This is a genomic window from Rhodococcus sp. HM1, assembly GCF_023218075.1.
In the GTDB taxonomy this organism is placed as follows: Bacteria; Actinomycetota; Actinomycetes; order Mycobacteriales; family Mycobacteriaceae; genus Rhodococcus.
On record NZ_JALPTB010000104.1, the window covers coordinates 1 to 15,023 of the forward strand.

Sequence of the window (15,023 nt, forward strand, 5' to 3'; positions counted from 1 at the left end):
CCGGGGGCCGTCGGGGGACCAGGGGAGATCGATGCACAAACGAGGTACGTACAAGGGGACGATCGCCGCTTTCGTCCTTTCGGTTCTGCTGCCGTTGCTCGGCGCGACGCCGGCATCGGCGGATCCGGTGCCGACCGCCCGGGTGGACCACGTGGAGCACCTCACCGACCGCCGATCCGCCCTGTTCGTGTACTCCCCGTCGATGAACCGCGTCGTGCAGGTTCAGGTGCTGCATCCGTCGGGGCAGGGACCGCGGCCGACGCTGTACCTGCTCGACGGCGTCAGCGCCGGATCCGAATCCGACTACCGCGAGAGCACCTGGACGCAGAAGACGGACATCGTCGACTTCTTCGCCGACAAGAACGTCAACGTCGTCCTGCCCGTCGGCGGTACCGCCAGCTACTACACGGACTGGCGCAACCCGGATCCGGTGCTCGGCACCAACCGGTGGGAAACCTTTCTGACCCAGGAACTTCCACCGATCGTCGACGCCGAGTTCTCCGGCAACGGCGTCGACGCGATCGGCGGACTGTCGATGGGCGCGACGGGCGCGATGTCCCTGATCACCCGCCATCCCGACCTGTACGAGGGCGTCGCGGCACTCAGTGGCTGCCTGGACATCTCGCGTGATTCCGCCCGGGACTCGGTGCGCGGCACCGTCGCTTACAAGGGCGGGAACCCCGACAACATGTGGGGCGCGCCCGGCGACCCGGAGTGGAAGGAACACGACCCGTACACGAACGCGGAAGCATTGCGCGGCAAGGACATCTACATCAGCACCGGCAACGGGCTGCTCGGCCCCTACGACTTGGGCGCGGACAGCGACGTGCTGACCGTCGGTGCCCCGCTCGAAGCCGGCGCGTTCGCCTGCACGATCACCTTCGACCGCCGGCTGCGGGAACTGCGCATTCCCGCGACCGTCGAGTACCGGCCGTGGGGCACCCACACGTGGCCGTACTGGCAGGACGACCTGCGGTCGGCGTGGCCGACGCTGGCCCGCGCGCTCGGGCTCAGCGAACGCTGATGCGATCGGTCGGCGGCGGTGAGACCGGACCGTGCGCCGACAGGTACCCGTTCAGCGCGTCGAGGTCGGCGCCTGCGCCGGTCGTGCGGCGACCTTCGGTGAACGCGGTGAAGCCGTCGCCGCCCGCGGCCAGGAAGTCGTTGACGACGACGACGTACGTCGCGGCGGGGTCCAGCGGCTGTCCCGCGACCGTCACGTCCTGGATCCGCCGACCCTGCTCCGCCGCCCGGTCGATGGTGTAGCGCAGCGTGTGCGACGGCGAGAGAATCCGCTCGAACGACCGCCCGAACACGTCGGTCTGGAACTGCTGCTCGAGGATGGCGACGAGCTGCGCGCCGGTGACCTCGAGCTGCAGCAGGCGGTTCCCGAACGGCTGCACCGCGTAGGTTTCGCCGAAGGTGACGACGCCGTCGTCGGCGTGGGTCAGATCCGCGCGCATGCCGTCCGGGTTGGTCAGCGCGATCTGCGCGCCCGCCGATTCGGCCGCGGCGAGCTGCGCGTCGGCGATGACGTTGCCGAGGGTCGATTCGCCGCCGAAGGTCTTCTCCCGGGTGAGGTCGGCGGTGATGGTCCCGACGGACTGCCCGGCGACCGAGGCGGACTGGTCGACGGCCCTGTCGACGAATTCCTTCGTCCGCGAGTCGGGGGCGATGTCGTGCGTGACGACCTGGTTGAACGAGACGGTGCGGTCGCGGATCACGTCGCGACTCTCGCGGTCGATGGTCAGATCGGCGACCGAGAGGATGCGCCCGTGGGAGGCGCCCTGCACGACCGTGCGCGGCTTGCCGAGGGGATCGAGGAAACTGCAGTTGAAGTGGCTCTCGCCGTCGGAGGTGACGATGACGTCGATCTTCGGTGAGACCCGGGTGGCGACGGCCGCGGCCGGACCGGATTCCGGATCGCACGTGTCGTGGCCGGAAGGCACCGGCAGATCACCCTTGTAGAGCAGCACGATCGACCGGACGCCCAGCGCGTCGAGGATGTCGGCGGTACGGTCGGCGGCCTCGACCTCGTCCCCGAACTGCAGGCCTTCGATGGACTCGGCGCTGATCACGTCCGGGGTGTTGCGGGGGAGCACCCCGATGACACCGACCGGCACACCGTCGATGTAGTCGACGCTGAACGGCAGCGCCGCGGGCGAGCCGTCCGCTGTGGACAGGTTCGCGCCGAGGAACGGGAACTGCGCGCCCTCGAACGGGGAGACGTATCGGCATCCCTCGGGATGGCAGCCGCCGTCGCGCAGGCGCTGCAACTCCGCCACACCGTGGTCGAACTCGTGGTTGCCCAGGGCCAGGGCGTTCACGTCCAGCGCGTTGAGCAGTTCGACGGTCGGCTCCTCGTGGAACATCGCCGATTCGAGCGGGGACGAACCCCACGCATCACCCACCGAATACAGCACCGAGTTCTCGGCCTGGCTGCGCAGTTGCCGGACGTACGCGGCGAGGTAGGCGGCACCCCCGGCCGGAACGGACTCACCGTCGGACCGGACGACCTTGCTGCGGGAACCCTGCGGGGGCAGGAGGTTGCCGTGCAGGTCACCGAACGCGATCAGGCGCAGCGGGACGACCTCGGGGGGCCGGGCGACCGCCGGGCCCAGGCCGGACGCCGCCCACAGGACCGCGGTCGCCAAGGCCAAGGACGCCCCCCGACGACGCGATACGCGACCACCCATCCACATCCTCCGCGTCCGCCGTCGTGCTTGGTGAGTGTGTCAACGTCGGATCACACCCCTGGCACCTGCAGGTAACGGTTGGGTCTCGTTCGGGTGGGAGTCGGAGCTATTCGAGACCTGCGTATGCGCGACCCGGGCCGGTCGCGAACGCGAGGAATGCGTCGTTCTCGTGCGGGTCGCCGATCGTCACGCGGGCACCGTCGGTGCCGTAGTGCCGGATCAGGACGCCCGCCTCGGCGCTGGCCTCGGAGAACGCCGGCGAATGCTCGCCGAGGGGCAGCCACAGGAAGTTCGCGGCACTCGGCGGCACCGGGTAGCCGGCCGCGGTCAGTGCGTCGAACATCCGGGTGCGTTCGGCGACCACCTGCTCGGTCCGGTCGAGGAGTTCCCTCGCCGCAGCGAGCGACGCGATCGCCGCGCTCTGGGCCAGCGAATTCACCGCGAACGGCGTGTGCACCTTGCCGAGCGCGGTGATGATCTCGGGATCGGCGACGGCATATCCGACGCGCAACCCGGCGAGCCCGTACGCCTTCGAGAACGTCCGCAGCACGACGACATTCGGCCGGCCCTCCACAAGGGTCAGCCCGTCGGGTAGGTCCTCACCGGGCGCGGGACGCACGTATTCGAAGTACGCCTCGTCCAACGCCACCAGGACGTGCGACGGCACCTCGTCCAGGAATTTGACGAGCTCGTCGCGGCTGAGCAGCGAACCCGTCGGATTGTTCGGATTGCAGATGAAGATCAGGCGGGTGCGGTCGGTGATTGCGGCCAGCATCGCCGGCAGGTCGTGCCCGTGCTCGGCGGTGTTCGGCACCGGCACCGCGGTCGCGCCCGCCACCGCCGCGACCACCGGGTACGCCTCGAACGAGCGCCACGAGTAGACGACCTCGTCACCGGCATTGCACGTGATCTGCACGAGTTCCTGGCACAGGCTCACCGACCCGCATCCGACGGCGATGCGCTCGGGATCGACGCCGAGCCGCGCGGACAGCGCACCGATCAGCGCCGCCGACGAGTTGTCCGGATACCGGTTCAGGGTCGTCGTCGCCTCGGCGATGGCCTCCCGCACGCTCGGCAGAGGACCGGCGGTCGTCTCGTTGCTGGCCAGCTTGATCGCCCCCGGAAAACTCCGTCCGGGCACGTAGGCGGGGATAGCGGCAAGGTCGGGACGAGTACGTGGAGTCACCACGCGATTATGCGCTCGGCGATCCCGTGCACACACGCGGTGGTCGTGCGATCGTTGACGGTATGCAGGTCATCAGCACCGTTTCGGCTTCGCTGCCGGGGGACGCGGGGCAGGTCCCGCTGACGGTGATCCGGCCGGACGGTGCAGCGCGCGGCGCGATCGTGCTGCTGCACGAGTCGCGGGTGTTCTCACCGGCATTGCTGCAGTTCATGGACGCGCTGGCGGGGGAACGTTGGCTCGTCGTCGCACCGCACCTGTTCCATCGCGAGCCGACGCACTCCGCGGTGGAGGTGTTCGGCGACGCCCTGTTCGCCGACGTCGATGCCGCCTTCGAGTGGATCGCGGGCCGAGGTGTGTCGCCCGACATGATCGGGCTGATCGGATTCGACGATGCCGGTGCCGCCGCGCTCGTCGTGGCCACCCAACGCCGGGTGGGTGCGGTGGTGAGCGTCGCCGCGCGCGGCATCGCGACGCCGGTGCATCCGGACGCGCCGGCGCTGTTGTCGATCGTCGGGTCGCTGCAGGCGCCGTGGCTCGGGCTGTACGGGGAGGACGACCCGGGCACGCCGCCCGCCGACGTCGAGCGGTTGCAGGACGCCGCGGCCGGGGCGGATGCGCCGACGCTCGTGGTCGGCTATCCGGGGCTGGCGCATCGCCCGGACGAGCCTCCGGTCGAGCACGCGACGGTCGATCCGGAGACGGATCCGCGGGAGGCGGCGATCATCGACGCGCGACGCAGGATCTTCGACTGGTTCGACGCACATATGCGCTGACCAGGCGTTTTGCATTTACTGGGGGAGCATGTGTAATGTTTCGGTCCGGCGGTTCGAGAGAATCGAAACCCCCCGAGGAGGCGTGCCAGAGCGGCCGAATGGGACTCACTGCTAATGAGTTGTCCCCCTTACAGGGGACCGGAGGTTCAAATCCTCTCGCCTCCGCCACGTTGGTGTATGGTTCACCGGCGGAACAACTGAATACGGATATGCGCCCGTAGCTCAACGGATAGAGCATCTGACTACGGATCAGAAGGTTAGGGGTTCGAATCCCTTCGGGCGCACAGCGAAAACCCCGCATCGAGATCGATGCGGGGTTTTCTGGTTCTACGGCAGTTTCGCCACGATCTCCTCGGCGAACCGTTCGATCGGTTCCCGGTAGCGCTCGGCCGGGTGTTTCAGGTCCGTGTGGTCCCCGGCGTGGGTGCGGCCCCAGTTCGCCCACGGCGAGATCATCACCCCGGTGATGCCGAGTTCGGCGGCACGTTCGTAGAGGTCCGGGGCGGGTTCGCCGCGCACGGTCGCGATGATCTCGAAGGGCTCGTTCTCCCGTCCGTATTCACGTCGGTATGCGTTGAGCCGGCCGATCACGCGTTCGGCTTCCTCGAGGGTGTAGGCGGTGCCCACCCACCCGTCGCACAGGCGGGCGGCGCGTTTGAGTGCCGCGTTGGATTCGCCCCCGCACAGCACCGGCACCGGCTGCGGCGGATGCGGCTCGATCATCATCTCGGGGATGTCGTAGTACTCGCCCTGCCACGACACCCATCCGCCTTGCCACAACGCCCGCAGTGCGTCGACCATCTCGTCGAGGCGGCGACCGCGATTGTCGAAGTCCTGGCCGAGCAGTTCGAACTCGTCGCGCATCCAGCCCGCGGACAGCCCGATGGACACCCGGCCGCGCGCGATCGCCGCGGCGGTCGCGACCTGTTTGGCGACCTCGAGCAGCGGTCGCGACGGCGCGATGTAGACGTTGTTGCCGAAATGCAGGTCGGTGGTGACCGCTGCCATTGCTCCGATGAGCACCCAGGCGTCGGGCCATTCGGTTTCCGGCGGCCAGAAGAGTTTGCCGTCGGGGGTCGCGGGATAGGGCGTCTTCATGTTCTTCGGGTAGACGAGGTGATCGGAGACGAGAATCCCGTGGTAGCCGTTGGTGTCCAGCATCTGCGCTACCGCCGGCATCTCGGATGTGTTCATGAACGCGGTTCCGCACCAGAACTTCACGCTGTCCCTCCTTGTGGGTCGTGTGCGGCCGAACACCCGGCCGACCGCGCGAGATCGAGGTTTCCGTATTGAGAGAATGCTATTTCGAAAGCGTTGCGGGTGGAGTGCTTCGATCTGCGGCTGCAACCGTGTGTGAGCGCGTCTTCTCCGGGCAATCCCATCCGGAGAGCGATCGAAAGGATCTGTTGACGTGGGGCACAAATCCTCGGTAGATTCCGCCTGAGCTTGTTAAGTTAATGGTGATTCTCACCGCTCGTCTTCGGTGACGAGCACCCCAGAACCGGGAGCATCGATGGATCTTTCGTGGTCAGAGGCCGATTCGGCCTTCCGGGACGAGGTACGGGCATTTCTCGAAGAGAAGCTGACGCCCGAGATACGCCGCGCCGGTAAGTCGGCGACGAGCGTGTATCCGGACCACGAGGCCAGCATGGAATGGCAGCGCATCCTGCACGAGCGGGGATGGGCCGCACCGGCTTGGCCCGTGGAGTACGGAGGCTGCGACTGGAGCCTCACCCAGCACTACATCTTCAGCAGGGAGTCGATCCTCGCCGGAGCGCCGTCGCTCTCGCCGATGGGCATCCGGATGGTCGCGCACGCGATCATCGCGTTCGGCACCCAGGAGCAGAAGGACTACTTCCTGCCCGGCATCCTCACAGGCGAGGTCTTCTTCTGCCAGGGTTACTCGGAGCCCGAGGCCGGCTCCGACCTCGCGTCCCTGTCGATGGCCGCCGTCGAGGACGGCGACGACCTGATCGTCACCGGCAGCAAGATCTGGACGACGCACGCCACCGAGGCGAACTGGATGTTCGCGCTGGTGCGCACGTCGCGGACCGGCCGGAAGCAACAGGGCATCACGTTCCTGCTGATCGACATGAACTCGCCCGGCATCGAGATCCGCCCGCTGGTGATGACCTCGGGCGAGCAGGTGCAGAACCAGGTCTTCTTCGACGGCGTCCGGGTGCCCAAGGCCAACGTCCTCGGCAAGATCGACGAGGGCTGGACGGTCGCGAAATACCTGCTGATCTTCGAACGCGGCGGCGGCGCCGCAGCCCCGGCACTTCAGGTGATGGCCGAGCGGCTCGCCGAGGTCGCGGCCGAGCAGCCCGGTCCCGACGGCGGCGCACTGATCGACGACCCGGTGTTCGCGGCGAAACTCGCCGACGCGCGCATCCGCACCGAGGTTCTCGAGATCCTCGAATACCGGACGATGTCCACGATGTCGTCGGGCGGCGACCCCGGACCGGCGGCATCGATGCTCAAGGTGCTCTCCACCGAACTCAGTCAGACGCTCACGGAGTTGACGCTGGAAGCTGCCGGTCCGCGTGGCCGCGTGTACCAGCCGCACCGGACGAAGCCCGGCGGTCCGATCGCGGACTTCGTTCCTCCCGCCGACGACTACCTCAGCGGCGAAGAATGGCAGGCGGTTGCGCCGCTGCGCTACTTCAACGACCGCGCCGGCTCGATCTACGCGGGCAGCAACGAAATTCAGCGAAACATTCTGGCGAAAGCAGCATTGGGGCTCTGATGGACTTCAGTCTGACCAAAGAACAGGAACTGCTCCGCGACTCGATCGCCAAGTTCCTCGCATCGCGCTACGACCTCGCCGAGAGCCGTAAGGCGGCGACGATCGGTGCCGGCCACCAGCCGCACATCTGGAGGGGCTTCGCCGAGGAACTCGGCATCCTCGGTGCCACGGTGCCGGAGAAGTTCGGTGGTCTCGACGGCGGTCCCGTCGAGCTGATGATCGTCGCCGAACAGCTCGGCTACGCCCTCGTCGTCGAGCCGTACGTCGACACGGTCGTCCTCGGCGCCGGGCTGCTCGCCCGGGCCGGCGGTGCCCGCGCCGAGGCGGTGCTCGAGGACATCGTCGCGGGCGAGGCCGTCGTCGCGTTCGCCGCGACCGAGCCGACCTCCGGCAACGTGCTCCACGACGTGACCACCACCGCTCGCCGCGACGGCGACTCGTGGGTGCTCGAGGGCGAGAAGATCGTCGTCGGCAGCGCCCCGTGGGCGCAGAAGCTGCTCGTGACCGCCCGGACCTCGGGGGAGCGCCGCGACACCGACGGGGTGTCGCTGTTCCTCGTCGACTTCGACGCCGAGAATCCGCCCGAGGGTGTCGAGGTCCACAGCTACCGGACCATCGACGACCGCCGCGCCGCCGACCTGGTGTTCACCGGCCTGCGGTTGCCCGCCGACGCGCTGCTCGGCGCCGACGGCGAGGCGTGGGATTCGGTCGAGCAGGCTCTCGACGAGGCGACCGCCGCGGTGTGCGCCGAAGGTGTGGGCCTCATGCGGAAGGTGCTGGCGGACACGGTCGAGTACGCGAAGCAGCGGCAGCAGTTCGGCCAGCCGATCGGGTCCTTCCAGGTGCTGCAGCACCGCATGGTCGACATGTACATCGAGCTCGAGCAGTCCATCTCGGCGGTCTACCTGGCGATTCTCAACCTCGAGGCGGAGCGCGCGGTGCGGGCGCGCGCGGTCTCGGCGGCCAAGGTCACCGTCAGCCGGGCGGCGCGGTTCATCGGCCAGAACGCGGTCCAGCTCCACGGCGGCATGGGCATGACGGAGGAGCTGGCGGTCGGGCACTACTTCAAGCGCCTGACGGCCTTGGAACACGAGTTCGGCACCGCCGATCAGCATCGCGCCCGGTACGCCGCGCTGACCAAGCGATGAAGGTCACTCATCGGGACCGCCGCTAGGTTTCATACAACTTGTATGTAACGATGGCGCGGTGAGCTTCTTGTGGGTTTTCGCCGCACTGCTGGTGCTGGTCGCTCTGCTGGCCGCCCTGGCCCTGCTGATCCCTCGTGTGTTCGGATCGAAGTCGAGCACCACGGCCTCCACGTCGGCGGTCCGGAGTGATGCTCCGGCTTCCGCGGCGCCGGCGACCGCGGAGCCCGAGGCGCCGGGCCGCCCCGCCGGCTGGTACAGCGATCCCGGACACCCGGCCTTCGTGCGCTGGTACGACGGAACGGCCTGGACCGACCGGTTCCAGCCCGTCGGCAACCACCGCAACACCGGCCAGGGGATGCAGCAGACCTACTGACCACCACGACCCGAGCACGTCCACCTCGACGCCGCCGTCCCTCAGGACGGCGGCGTCAGTGCGTTCTGCACCCGATCGGCCGCGGTGAGCGGATCCTCGTGTTCCCAGATCCGCACGACCGTCCAGCCCGCCGCCGTGAGACGCGCGTCGGTGTCCCGGTCACGGGCGACGTTCCCGGCGAGCTTCGCCGCCCACCACTCGGAGTTGTTCTTCGGGTCGGTCGCGTGCACGGGACAGCGATGCCAGAAGCATCCGTCCACGTACACCGCGAGATGACGCCGGGGAAACACCAGGTCCGCGCGGCGCCGCAGGCCCGGCAGGGGAGCGCGGTCGACGAAGAACCGCAGCCCGCGCCGATGCAGTTCGCGACGCAACGCCACCTCGGGCGCGGTGTCGCGGCGACGCTGCCGGCTCATCCGGGCACTCGTCACCGGATCGGTCGGGGGGCGTTCGGATGCGGACACGGCGTCAGCCCGTCAGGCCGCTGCCTCGGGGAATCCACCCATCCGATCGAGGTGGCTCTCCACGTCGTCGAGGAAACCCGGGACGAAACGCAGGTTGCCCGACCGCGCCCGGCGCAGGAAACCGGCGGTCGCGCGTGCGGACAACAACCGCGCATCCTCCAGGAACCCGCCCAGATCCTCGTACGGCTCCTGCACCGGCCAGTGCGACTCGTGCACGCGGAACGCCCGGCGATTCGCCCCCCACGCGGCACTCGGCCACGGATCCCCGGGACGCAGCGGCGACTGGTGATCGGGTGAGTAGTCGATCGGATTCGACAGCCGATGCCCCACCCACGAGGCCATCCGCACACTCACCGCATTGCCGACGAGACGCCACCGATGCCCGGTCCGCACGCCCGGCGCCTCGGTGGCCGGCGCCGTCCAGTCCGGATCGAAGCCCTGCAGCCGTTCGGCATCGACGAGGCCCGGCGTGACGATCTCCCCGGACGGCAACCGCACCGCCGGGGGACTCGCGATACCGACGGTCGAGCCTCCCTTGAGGGTCGGGACCGCGTTGACCGCCCAACCCAGACCCCGCACACCCTCGGTCCAGTAGAAGCCGCACGGATACGCCGCCGGATCACCCTCGTCGGGAGCGCCGGCGTCCTCACCGAACAGCACCGCGCGCGGATCCTCGGTGCGGGAGGCCACCATCAGGACCCGCTGGCGACGCTGCGGCAACCCGAAGGCCCGCGCATCGACCACCCGATAGGCCCACGCGTATCCGAGGTCCTCGAGCGCGTCGGTGATGTGCCGCATCGCCGATCCCCGCGCGAGCTGCAGCATGAACGGCACGTTCTCGATGACCAGCCACCGCGGGCCCTGCTTGCGTTTGACCAGGCGGAACACCTCGTCGACGAGGCCGGATCGCGAACCGGTGATACCGGCGGTCCGGCCCGCCTGCGACAGGTCCTGGCACGGGAAACCCGCCGCGACCAGCTCGGTGCGCTGGGGAAGCGACCGCAGTCGCGTGACGTCCGGATGCAACGGCACATCCGGAAAGCGGGTCCGCAGCACGGCCTGGGCGCCGGCGTCGATCTCACAGAGCAGCTCGGTGTTCCAGCCGTGATCTCGCAATCCCAGCTCGAGCCCGCCGATCCCGGCGAACAGCCCCACCATGTTCCCCGTCGACGTCACGGCACCCTTTCCTTGCTCAGTTCACGGAGAACGTTACTCGAGTTTCCGTGCGGTCCGTACGCCGACGGGGGACGTGCCCCTCAGAACGCCCCCGAACGCGCCGAATAGGCCCGCAGGGCCCGGTCCACCGAGTGGAGAATCCGCTGTTCGACGTCCCGCGGACCGGCCGGAACCGCCTCGATGTGATCCGCCCGACGCATCAGATAACGACCGTCCCCGGTGAAATCCGTCCACCCGAAGCTCTCCGCTCCGGACCCGCTGCGCGCGTCGACCGCACCGCCCGGCGTCACCGTGATTTCTCCGGCGGAGTCCCGCGGCCGATCGAAGAACTCGGCGGCGACCTCCCGGACGGAGCGGTACCGGCTGTCGCGCAGCAGCGTGCCCGTGTCCGGTTCGCGGTCGGGAAGGTGCAGGGCCGGTCGTCGGCCGGGTGCCGCGTCCGGCAGCAGCTCGACGACCCGGCGGGCGGAGGCACCCGACGGCACGAGCGCCACGTCCAGGCCGAGACCGTCCGGGCCGCTGCTCTCGCTGAGGACGACGGCACGGCCGCCGCGCACCGCCGCGTGGATGCGCACCGCGGATTCGTCCGCCGTGTTCAACCGGTCCAGGCCCAGCGCTTCGATCCGCACCGACGGATCCGCGAGGGTTACGAACGCCGCGTACAGGTCCTCGTCCAGGACGCGACGCATCCGCGCGGCCGCGTCCGCCCGGGATGCAAACGCCTCGTCGACGGTGCGGTCGGTGCTGCGGAACTGGAACGGGAACGGCGGACGGTCGCGACCGAACAGCTGCCAGACCGCCGTGAACTCGCTTTGCGTCAGCCGCCACGCTGTGTTCATGCGCCGAGTGCCGGGGGTCATGCGCCGAGCACCGGGGGAGTTGTGGCCGGCATGTCGCCGATCAGTTCGTTGCCGTGTTCCTCGGTGACGAGGTAGCCGGGCACGGAGCGTTTCTCCTCGTCGCCCTTGCCGGCGTGGGGCGGCATCATGCCCATCGGCATCGCAGCCGCGCGACCGACTCCGCGGGCCGCACCGGGAGCGGCTCCCGACGCAGGGGTCGCGGCAGCCGGACCGGATACGAATCCGGGTGGGACCGCGCCCGGGGAGCCCGATCCCGACAGCCCGGAACCCGGCGATCCCACACTCGGTGATCCCGTGCCGGAGCCACCGCTGACGGTGCCGGCGGAGCCGGGCGAGGGGCTGCCGGGCCAGCCGGTGGTGGACGCAGGCACGGCGCTGCGGGGATCGGCGGACGCTGCCGTCGTGCGCGCGGCGTCTTGTGCTTCGGAGCCGGAAGGCTGCGAGCCCGGTGCTCCGAAAGCGTTCTGCATGTCGGTACCGGTGGATCCGGGACCGGCTGCCGCGGAGCTGCTCGGCTCACCGCTCATGTTGTCGCCGAGGTTGCCGCCCGGGGCATAGGTCGAGACCGACGAACCGTCCGACCCGCTGCCGCTGCCTCGACCCACTCCCGACGAACCGGGCCCGCCGCCGGCTCCGGGATATCCCACCGAACCGGCGCTGCCGTCTGCTGTCGGATCGAATGCGGGTGGCAGCACGGGGACGCGCGAATCCGCGGTCGTGACCGTCGGCGCGTAGTCCTCCTGCATGATGCGGACGGCAGTCGCCCGGGCTTCTTCCTCTGCGTGGAAGAGATCGTTCACTCGGAAAGAGAGAGTTCCGGTCGGCAGCGTCGTCAATCCGCCCGCGATACCGGCGCGAAGCGCGTGCGACCACGTCGACTGCGGGGGATCCGGGAGTCGCTGCTTGACCTGCTCGATGCCCGCGCTCGCGTAGCCGAGGCTGTTCGTCACCAACGCGAGCGCATTGGTGAGCTGCGTCAGACTCGCCGAGTAGTCGGCGACACCGCGGCCCGCGGCGCTCGCGGTGGTCCCCGTCCAGTGTTCCGTGAACACCGACGCGATCGCGGTGCGGAACACCTCGAGGTTGTCGTCGAGGAGGACCTGCGCGCGACCCCACCCCTCGACGCTCTCCCGCATCCGCGACGGCTTCATCGCCTCGACGAACTCCACGATCTCGGCATGGGACATGCCCTCGAAGAACTCCATCACAGAGACCGCCGGCGGCTCGAAATCACCGGTGAAGTCGGACGCGGCGACGCCGAACGACGACTCGAGCTCCGCGCGCGCGGCGCTGCCCCGCTCACGCGCCGCCCGATCCTGCGCCCACGCGACCGCGTGGATTCCACCTATCGCGTCGAGGGCTTCGAGCGCGATGCGGGTGGTGCCGCTGGTCGAATCGATCGTCGCGGCGACCTCGGGGAGCGCCTGCTTGCCCCGGGCGAGGGTCTGCATCGAGAGTCCGGCCAGGAGGTCGGTGAACGAAGGAAGTCCCATCCGTCATCTCCCGCCGGGGATGATCGTGAACGCGCGGGCGTTCTCGTCCTCGGTCTCGACGTATGCCTTGCCCGCGGCTTCGAACAGGTACTTCATGCGAGTCACGGTGTCGATGTGCTGCTGGAGGACTTCGGTGAACCCGCCGGGGCCGATGGCTTTGTCGTCGAACTTCTGGCCGAGGGACTGGGCGGAGGGCAGCGGTCCGAAGGCTTCCTTGCATTGAAGCCGATCCGCTTCGATCAACAAGGTGTTCAGCACGTCCAGGAATTGTTCGCAGGCTTGTGCGCAGTTGGCCGCGGCGTGAGGTTCGAGGTAGAGGTGGCCGTTCTCGGCGTCTTGAGCAAGCCGGGTGAACAGCGTCTGCGGACGGTCCATGGGGCTCCTGGTTATTCGGGAACGTAGGGGTCGAGGGTCGTGGCGGCGCGGACAGCGATGACACAGGGGTCCTCGCGCATCCCGTCTTTGCTCATCAGTTCCGTTCCCTGGGCGCCTGCACGTATGAGGACGGTGCCTTGAGAACTTGGGTAAACGAGGTCGCACAGACCTCGTTGGCTATCCGCGGTACTTCGAAAGGTCCATGCTTCGCGGTTGCCGACCTCGACAGGGCGAAAGTCGGTCGTTCGGGGGCGTGTGCGGAACTCTTCGACGGTGACGTCGCTGGTGAAGACGGTGACGTAGAACCAGTCGGCTTCCCATCCACAGACTTCCCAGCCTTCGGATTGGACACCCATGAAGTCGGGGGATTCGGTTGCCGGGTCGACCCCGATGGCGTGGAGCGCCTCGTCCGGAAGGGTGCAAGGGTCGAACAGGGTGGTGGGACCGGTCTTGGTGGCTCGCCCCTTGATCGCGTTGTCGATCGAACACCCCGCGGTCGTCGCAACAAAGGCGCCGAGCAGGACAGCGGTGAGGGCTGTGCGCATCCGTCGTCCTTCCTCGATGGTGATGCCTATCGGGTTGGACGCAGCGACGCGATCGTCGGTTCCCCTATCTGTCGGGGTGCGCTGCGGCGATACGGGCGCGCGTCTCCGCGTCGGTTTCGACGTACGCCTTGCCGGCGGCCTCGAAGAGCGCCTTCATACGGGTGACGGTGTCGATGTGCTGCTGAAGGACCTCGGCGAACCCACCGGGACCAATTGCTTTGTCGTCGAACTTCTGCCCGAGGGCCTGGGCGGAGGGAAGTGTTCCGAAGGCATCTCTGCAGACAAGATCCTCGGTGATGCTCGACAGCTCGACGAGCGAGTCGATGAACTTACTGCAGGCTTCTGAGCACATTCGCGCCGCATCGGGTTCGAGAAAGAGTTGCCCCGCTTCCGCTGTTGCAGTCAGCCTCTGAAACAGGGAGATCGGTTCTGTCATGGACTTCTCCGTTCTGGGTCCTACTCGGGTATGCGCGGATCGAGGTCGATCGCGGTCCGGAGGCTGATTGCGCAGGGGTCCTCCTGCGGAGCCAGGTTCGCTTTGGTGTTCACGCGGATGATCACGGTGCCCTGTGAAGTCGGATAGGCGAGGTCGCACAGGTCGTTCTGAATCTCGTAGACGCTGCGGAAGGTGACTGCTTCGCGTTTTCCGACAGTGACCGATCGGAAGTCGGTGTTCTTGGGACGTGCACGGAGCTCTTCGACACTGATGTCGGTCGTGAAGATCGACAAGAAGTACCACTCGCCTTCCCAAGCGCAGACTGCCCAGCCTTCCGACTGAGCACCGGCGAAACCGGGTCGCTCGGTAAGAGGGTCGACACTCACGCTTCGGAGCGCATCGTCGGGAAGGGTGCAAGGGTCGAACATCTCGGAAGGCACCTCCTTGGTCGCTCTACCTGTCACCGAGTTCGAGCTGGCGCAGCCGGCGAGCGGCAGCAATGACGACAGCACGACCAACGCGATTGCCCGCCGCATCCCTGCCCCTTCCTTGGAAGTGCCCTCATCAGGGTTCGACGCATGTGATCCGGTGCTGGTTCCACCGACATGTTTCGCACGAAAAATGGCGTTGACCTGGTGATTTGGTGTTCTGCGTAGCCTTCGCGTAACTTATTCCAGGTCAGAGCGACACGGACACCGACCCGGACCGGAAGGTACGGGAAACGAGGTTGGACGAAGGCGCCTGCGAATTTC

16 protein-coding genes and 2 tRNA genes are annotated in these 15,023 nt (G+C 68.1%); 7 read left to right on the plus strand and 11 right to left on the minus strand.

What is annotated here, in order from left to right; genetic code table 11:
• Positions 1-31: 31 nt before the first annotated feature.
• Positions 32-1,024, plus strand: a complete 993-nt coding sequence (locus M1M07_RS30055; protein ID WP_248676507.1) for an alpha/beta hydrolase family protein — start codon at positions 32-34, stop codon at positions 1,022-1,024.
• On the opposite strand, the gene M1M07_RS30060 is transcribed toward M1M07_RS30055, so the two are convergent.
• Both M1M07_RS30060 and hisC read right to left on the minus strand, forming a co-directional pair.
• Positions 1,011-2,696 (minus strand): bifunctional UDP-sugar hydrolase/5'-nucleotidase, encoded by a 1,686-nt coding sequence (locus M1M07_RS30060; protein WP_248676508.1) that lies wholly within the window; start codon positions 2,694-2,696, stop codon positions 1,011-1,013. The genes M1M07_RS30055 and M1M07_RS30060 overlap by 14 nt on opposite strands.
• A 106-nt stretch (positions 2,697-2,802) precedes the next feature.
• Complete coding sequence (hisC, locus tag M1M07_RS30065) at positions 2,803-3,882, minus strand: histidinol-phosphate transaminase (protein ID WP_248676509.1); 1,080 nt, start codon at positions 3,880-3,882, stop codon at positions 2,803-2,805.
• Between the two features lie 62 nt (positions 3,883-3,944).
• Between hisC and M1M07_RS30070 the strand changes: the two genes are divergently transcribed.
• The 3 genes from M1M07_RS30070 (at position 3,945) to M1M07_RS30080 (ending at position 4,939) form a co-directional block, all read left to right on the plus strand.
• Complete coding sequence (locus M1M07_RS30070; RefSeq protein WP_248676510.1) at positions 3,945-4,655, plus strand: dienelactone hydrolase family protein; 711 nt, start codon at positions 3,945-3,947, stop codon at positions 4,653-4,655.
• 76 nt (positions 4,656-4,731) lie between these two features.
• Positions 4,732-4,823 (plus strand) — tRNA-Ser (locus tag M1M07_RS30075).
• A 43-nt stretch (positions 4,824-4,866) separates the two neighbouring features.
• Positions 4,867-4,939 (plus strand) — tRNA-Arg (locus tag M1M07_RS30080).
• A 43-nt stretch (positions 4,940-4,982) separates the two neighbouring features.
• On the opposite strand, the gene M1M07_RS30085 is transcribed toward M1M07_RS30080, so the two are convergent.
• Entirely contained in the window at positions 4,983-5,876 is an 894-nt protein-coding gene (locus M1M07_RS30085) for a TIGR03619 family F420-dependent LLM class oxidoreductase (protein WP_248676511.1), read from the minus strand.
• Positions 5,877-6,168: 292 nt separating this feature from the next.
• Between M1M07_RS30085 and M1M07_RS30090 the strand changes: the two genes are divergently transcribed.
• The 3 genes from M1M07_RS30090 to M1M07_RS30100 are packed head-to-tail and all read left to right on the plus strand — an operon-like array spanning position 6,169 to position 8,922.
• Positions 6,169-7,401, plus strand: a complete 1,233-nt coding sequence (locus tag M1M07_RS30090) for an acyl-CoA dehydrogenase family protein (protein ID WP_197251810.1) — start codon at positions 6,169-6,171, stop codon at positions 7,399-7,401.
• Positions 7,401-8,549, plus strand: a complete 1,149-nt coding sequence (locus M1M07_RS30095) for an acyl-CoA dehydrogenase family protein (protein WP_248676512.1) — start codon at positions 7,401-7,403, stop codon at positions 8,547-8,549. The genes M1M07_RS30090 and M1M07_RS30095 overlap by 1 nt, the downstream gene beginning before the upstream one ends.
• Before the next feature lie 58 nt (positions 8,550-8,607).
• The gene (locus tag M1M07_RS30100; protein ID WP_197251812.1) at positions 8,608-8,922 is read left to right on the plus strand and encodes a DUF2510 domain-containing protein; all 315 of its coding nucleotides are present in this window, start codon (positions 8,608-8,610) and stop codon (positions 8,920-8,922) included.
• A 41-nt stretch (positions 8,923-8,963) separates the two neighbouring features.
• Here M1M07_RS30100 and M1M07_RS30105 read toward each other — a convergent pair whose 3' ends face one another.
• From M1M07_RS30105 to M1M07_RS30140, 8 genes are all read right to left on the minus strand, one after another.
• Complete coding sequence (locus M1M07_RS30105) at positions 8,964-9,338, minus strand: very short patch repair endonuclease (RefSeq protein WP_197251815.1); 375 nt, start codon at positions 9,336-9,338, stop codon at positions 8,964-8,966.
• A gap of 60 nt (positions 9,339-9,398) precedes the next feature.
• Positions 9,399-10,544, minus strand: coding sequence for a DNA cytosine methyltransferase (locus M1M07_RS30110; RefSeq protein ID WP_248676521.1), 1,146 nt, complete (start codon positions 10,542-10,544; stop codon positions 9,399-9,401).
• 98 nt (positions 10,545-10,642) lie between these two features.
• Positions 10,643-11,401 (minus strand): ESX secretion-associated protein EspG, encoded by a 759-nt coding sequence (locus M1M07_RS30115; RefSeq protein WP_248676514.1) that lies wholly within the window; start codon positions 11,399-11,401, stop codon positions 10,643-10,645.
• 17 nt (positions 11,402-11,418) lie between these two features.
• Complete coding sequence (locus M1M07_RS30120; RefSeq protein WP_248676515.1) at positions 11,419-12,915, minus strand: hypothetical protein; 1,497 nt, start codon at positions 12,913-12,915, stop codon at positions 11,419-11,421.
• A 3-nt stretch (positions 12,916-12,918) separates the two neighbouring features.
• A complete protein-coding gene (locus M1M07_RS30125; RefSeq protein ID WP_248676516.1) occupies positions 12,919-13,290 on the minus strand; it encodes a hypothetical protein in 372 nt (123 codons plus the stop codon).
• Positions 13,291-13,301: 11 nt separating this feature from the next.
• The gene (locus M1M07_RS30130) at positions 13,302-13,835 is read right to left on the minus strand and encodes a DUF3558 domain-containing protein (RefSeq protein WP_248676518.1); all 534 of its coding nucleotides are present in this window, start codon (positions 13,833-13,835) and stop codon (positions 13,302-13,304) included.
• Positions 13,836-13,899: 64 nt separating this feature from the next.
• Positions 13,900-14,271, minus strand: a complete 372-nt coding sequence (locus tag M1M07_RS30135) for a hypothetical protein (RefSeq protein WP_197250359.1) — start codon at positions 14,269-14,271, stop codon at positions 13,900-13,902.
• Between the two features lie 20 nt (positions 14,272-14,291).
• A complete protein-coding gene (locus M1M07_RS30140; protein WP_248676520.1) occupies positions 14,292-14,807 on the minus strand; it encodes a DUF3558 domain-containing protein in 516 nt (171 codons plus the stop codon).
• Positions 14,808-15,023 lie beyond the last annotated feature (216 nt).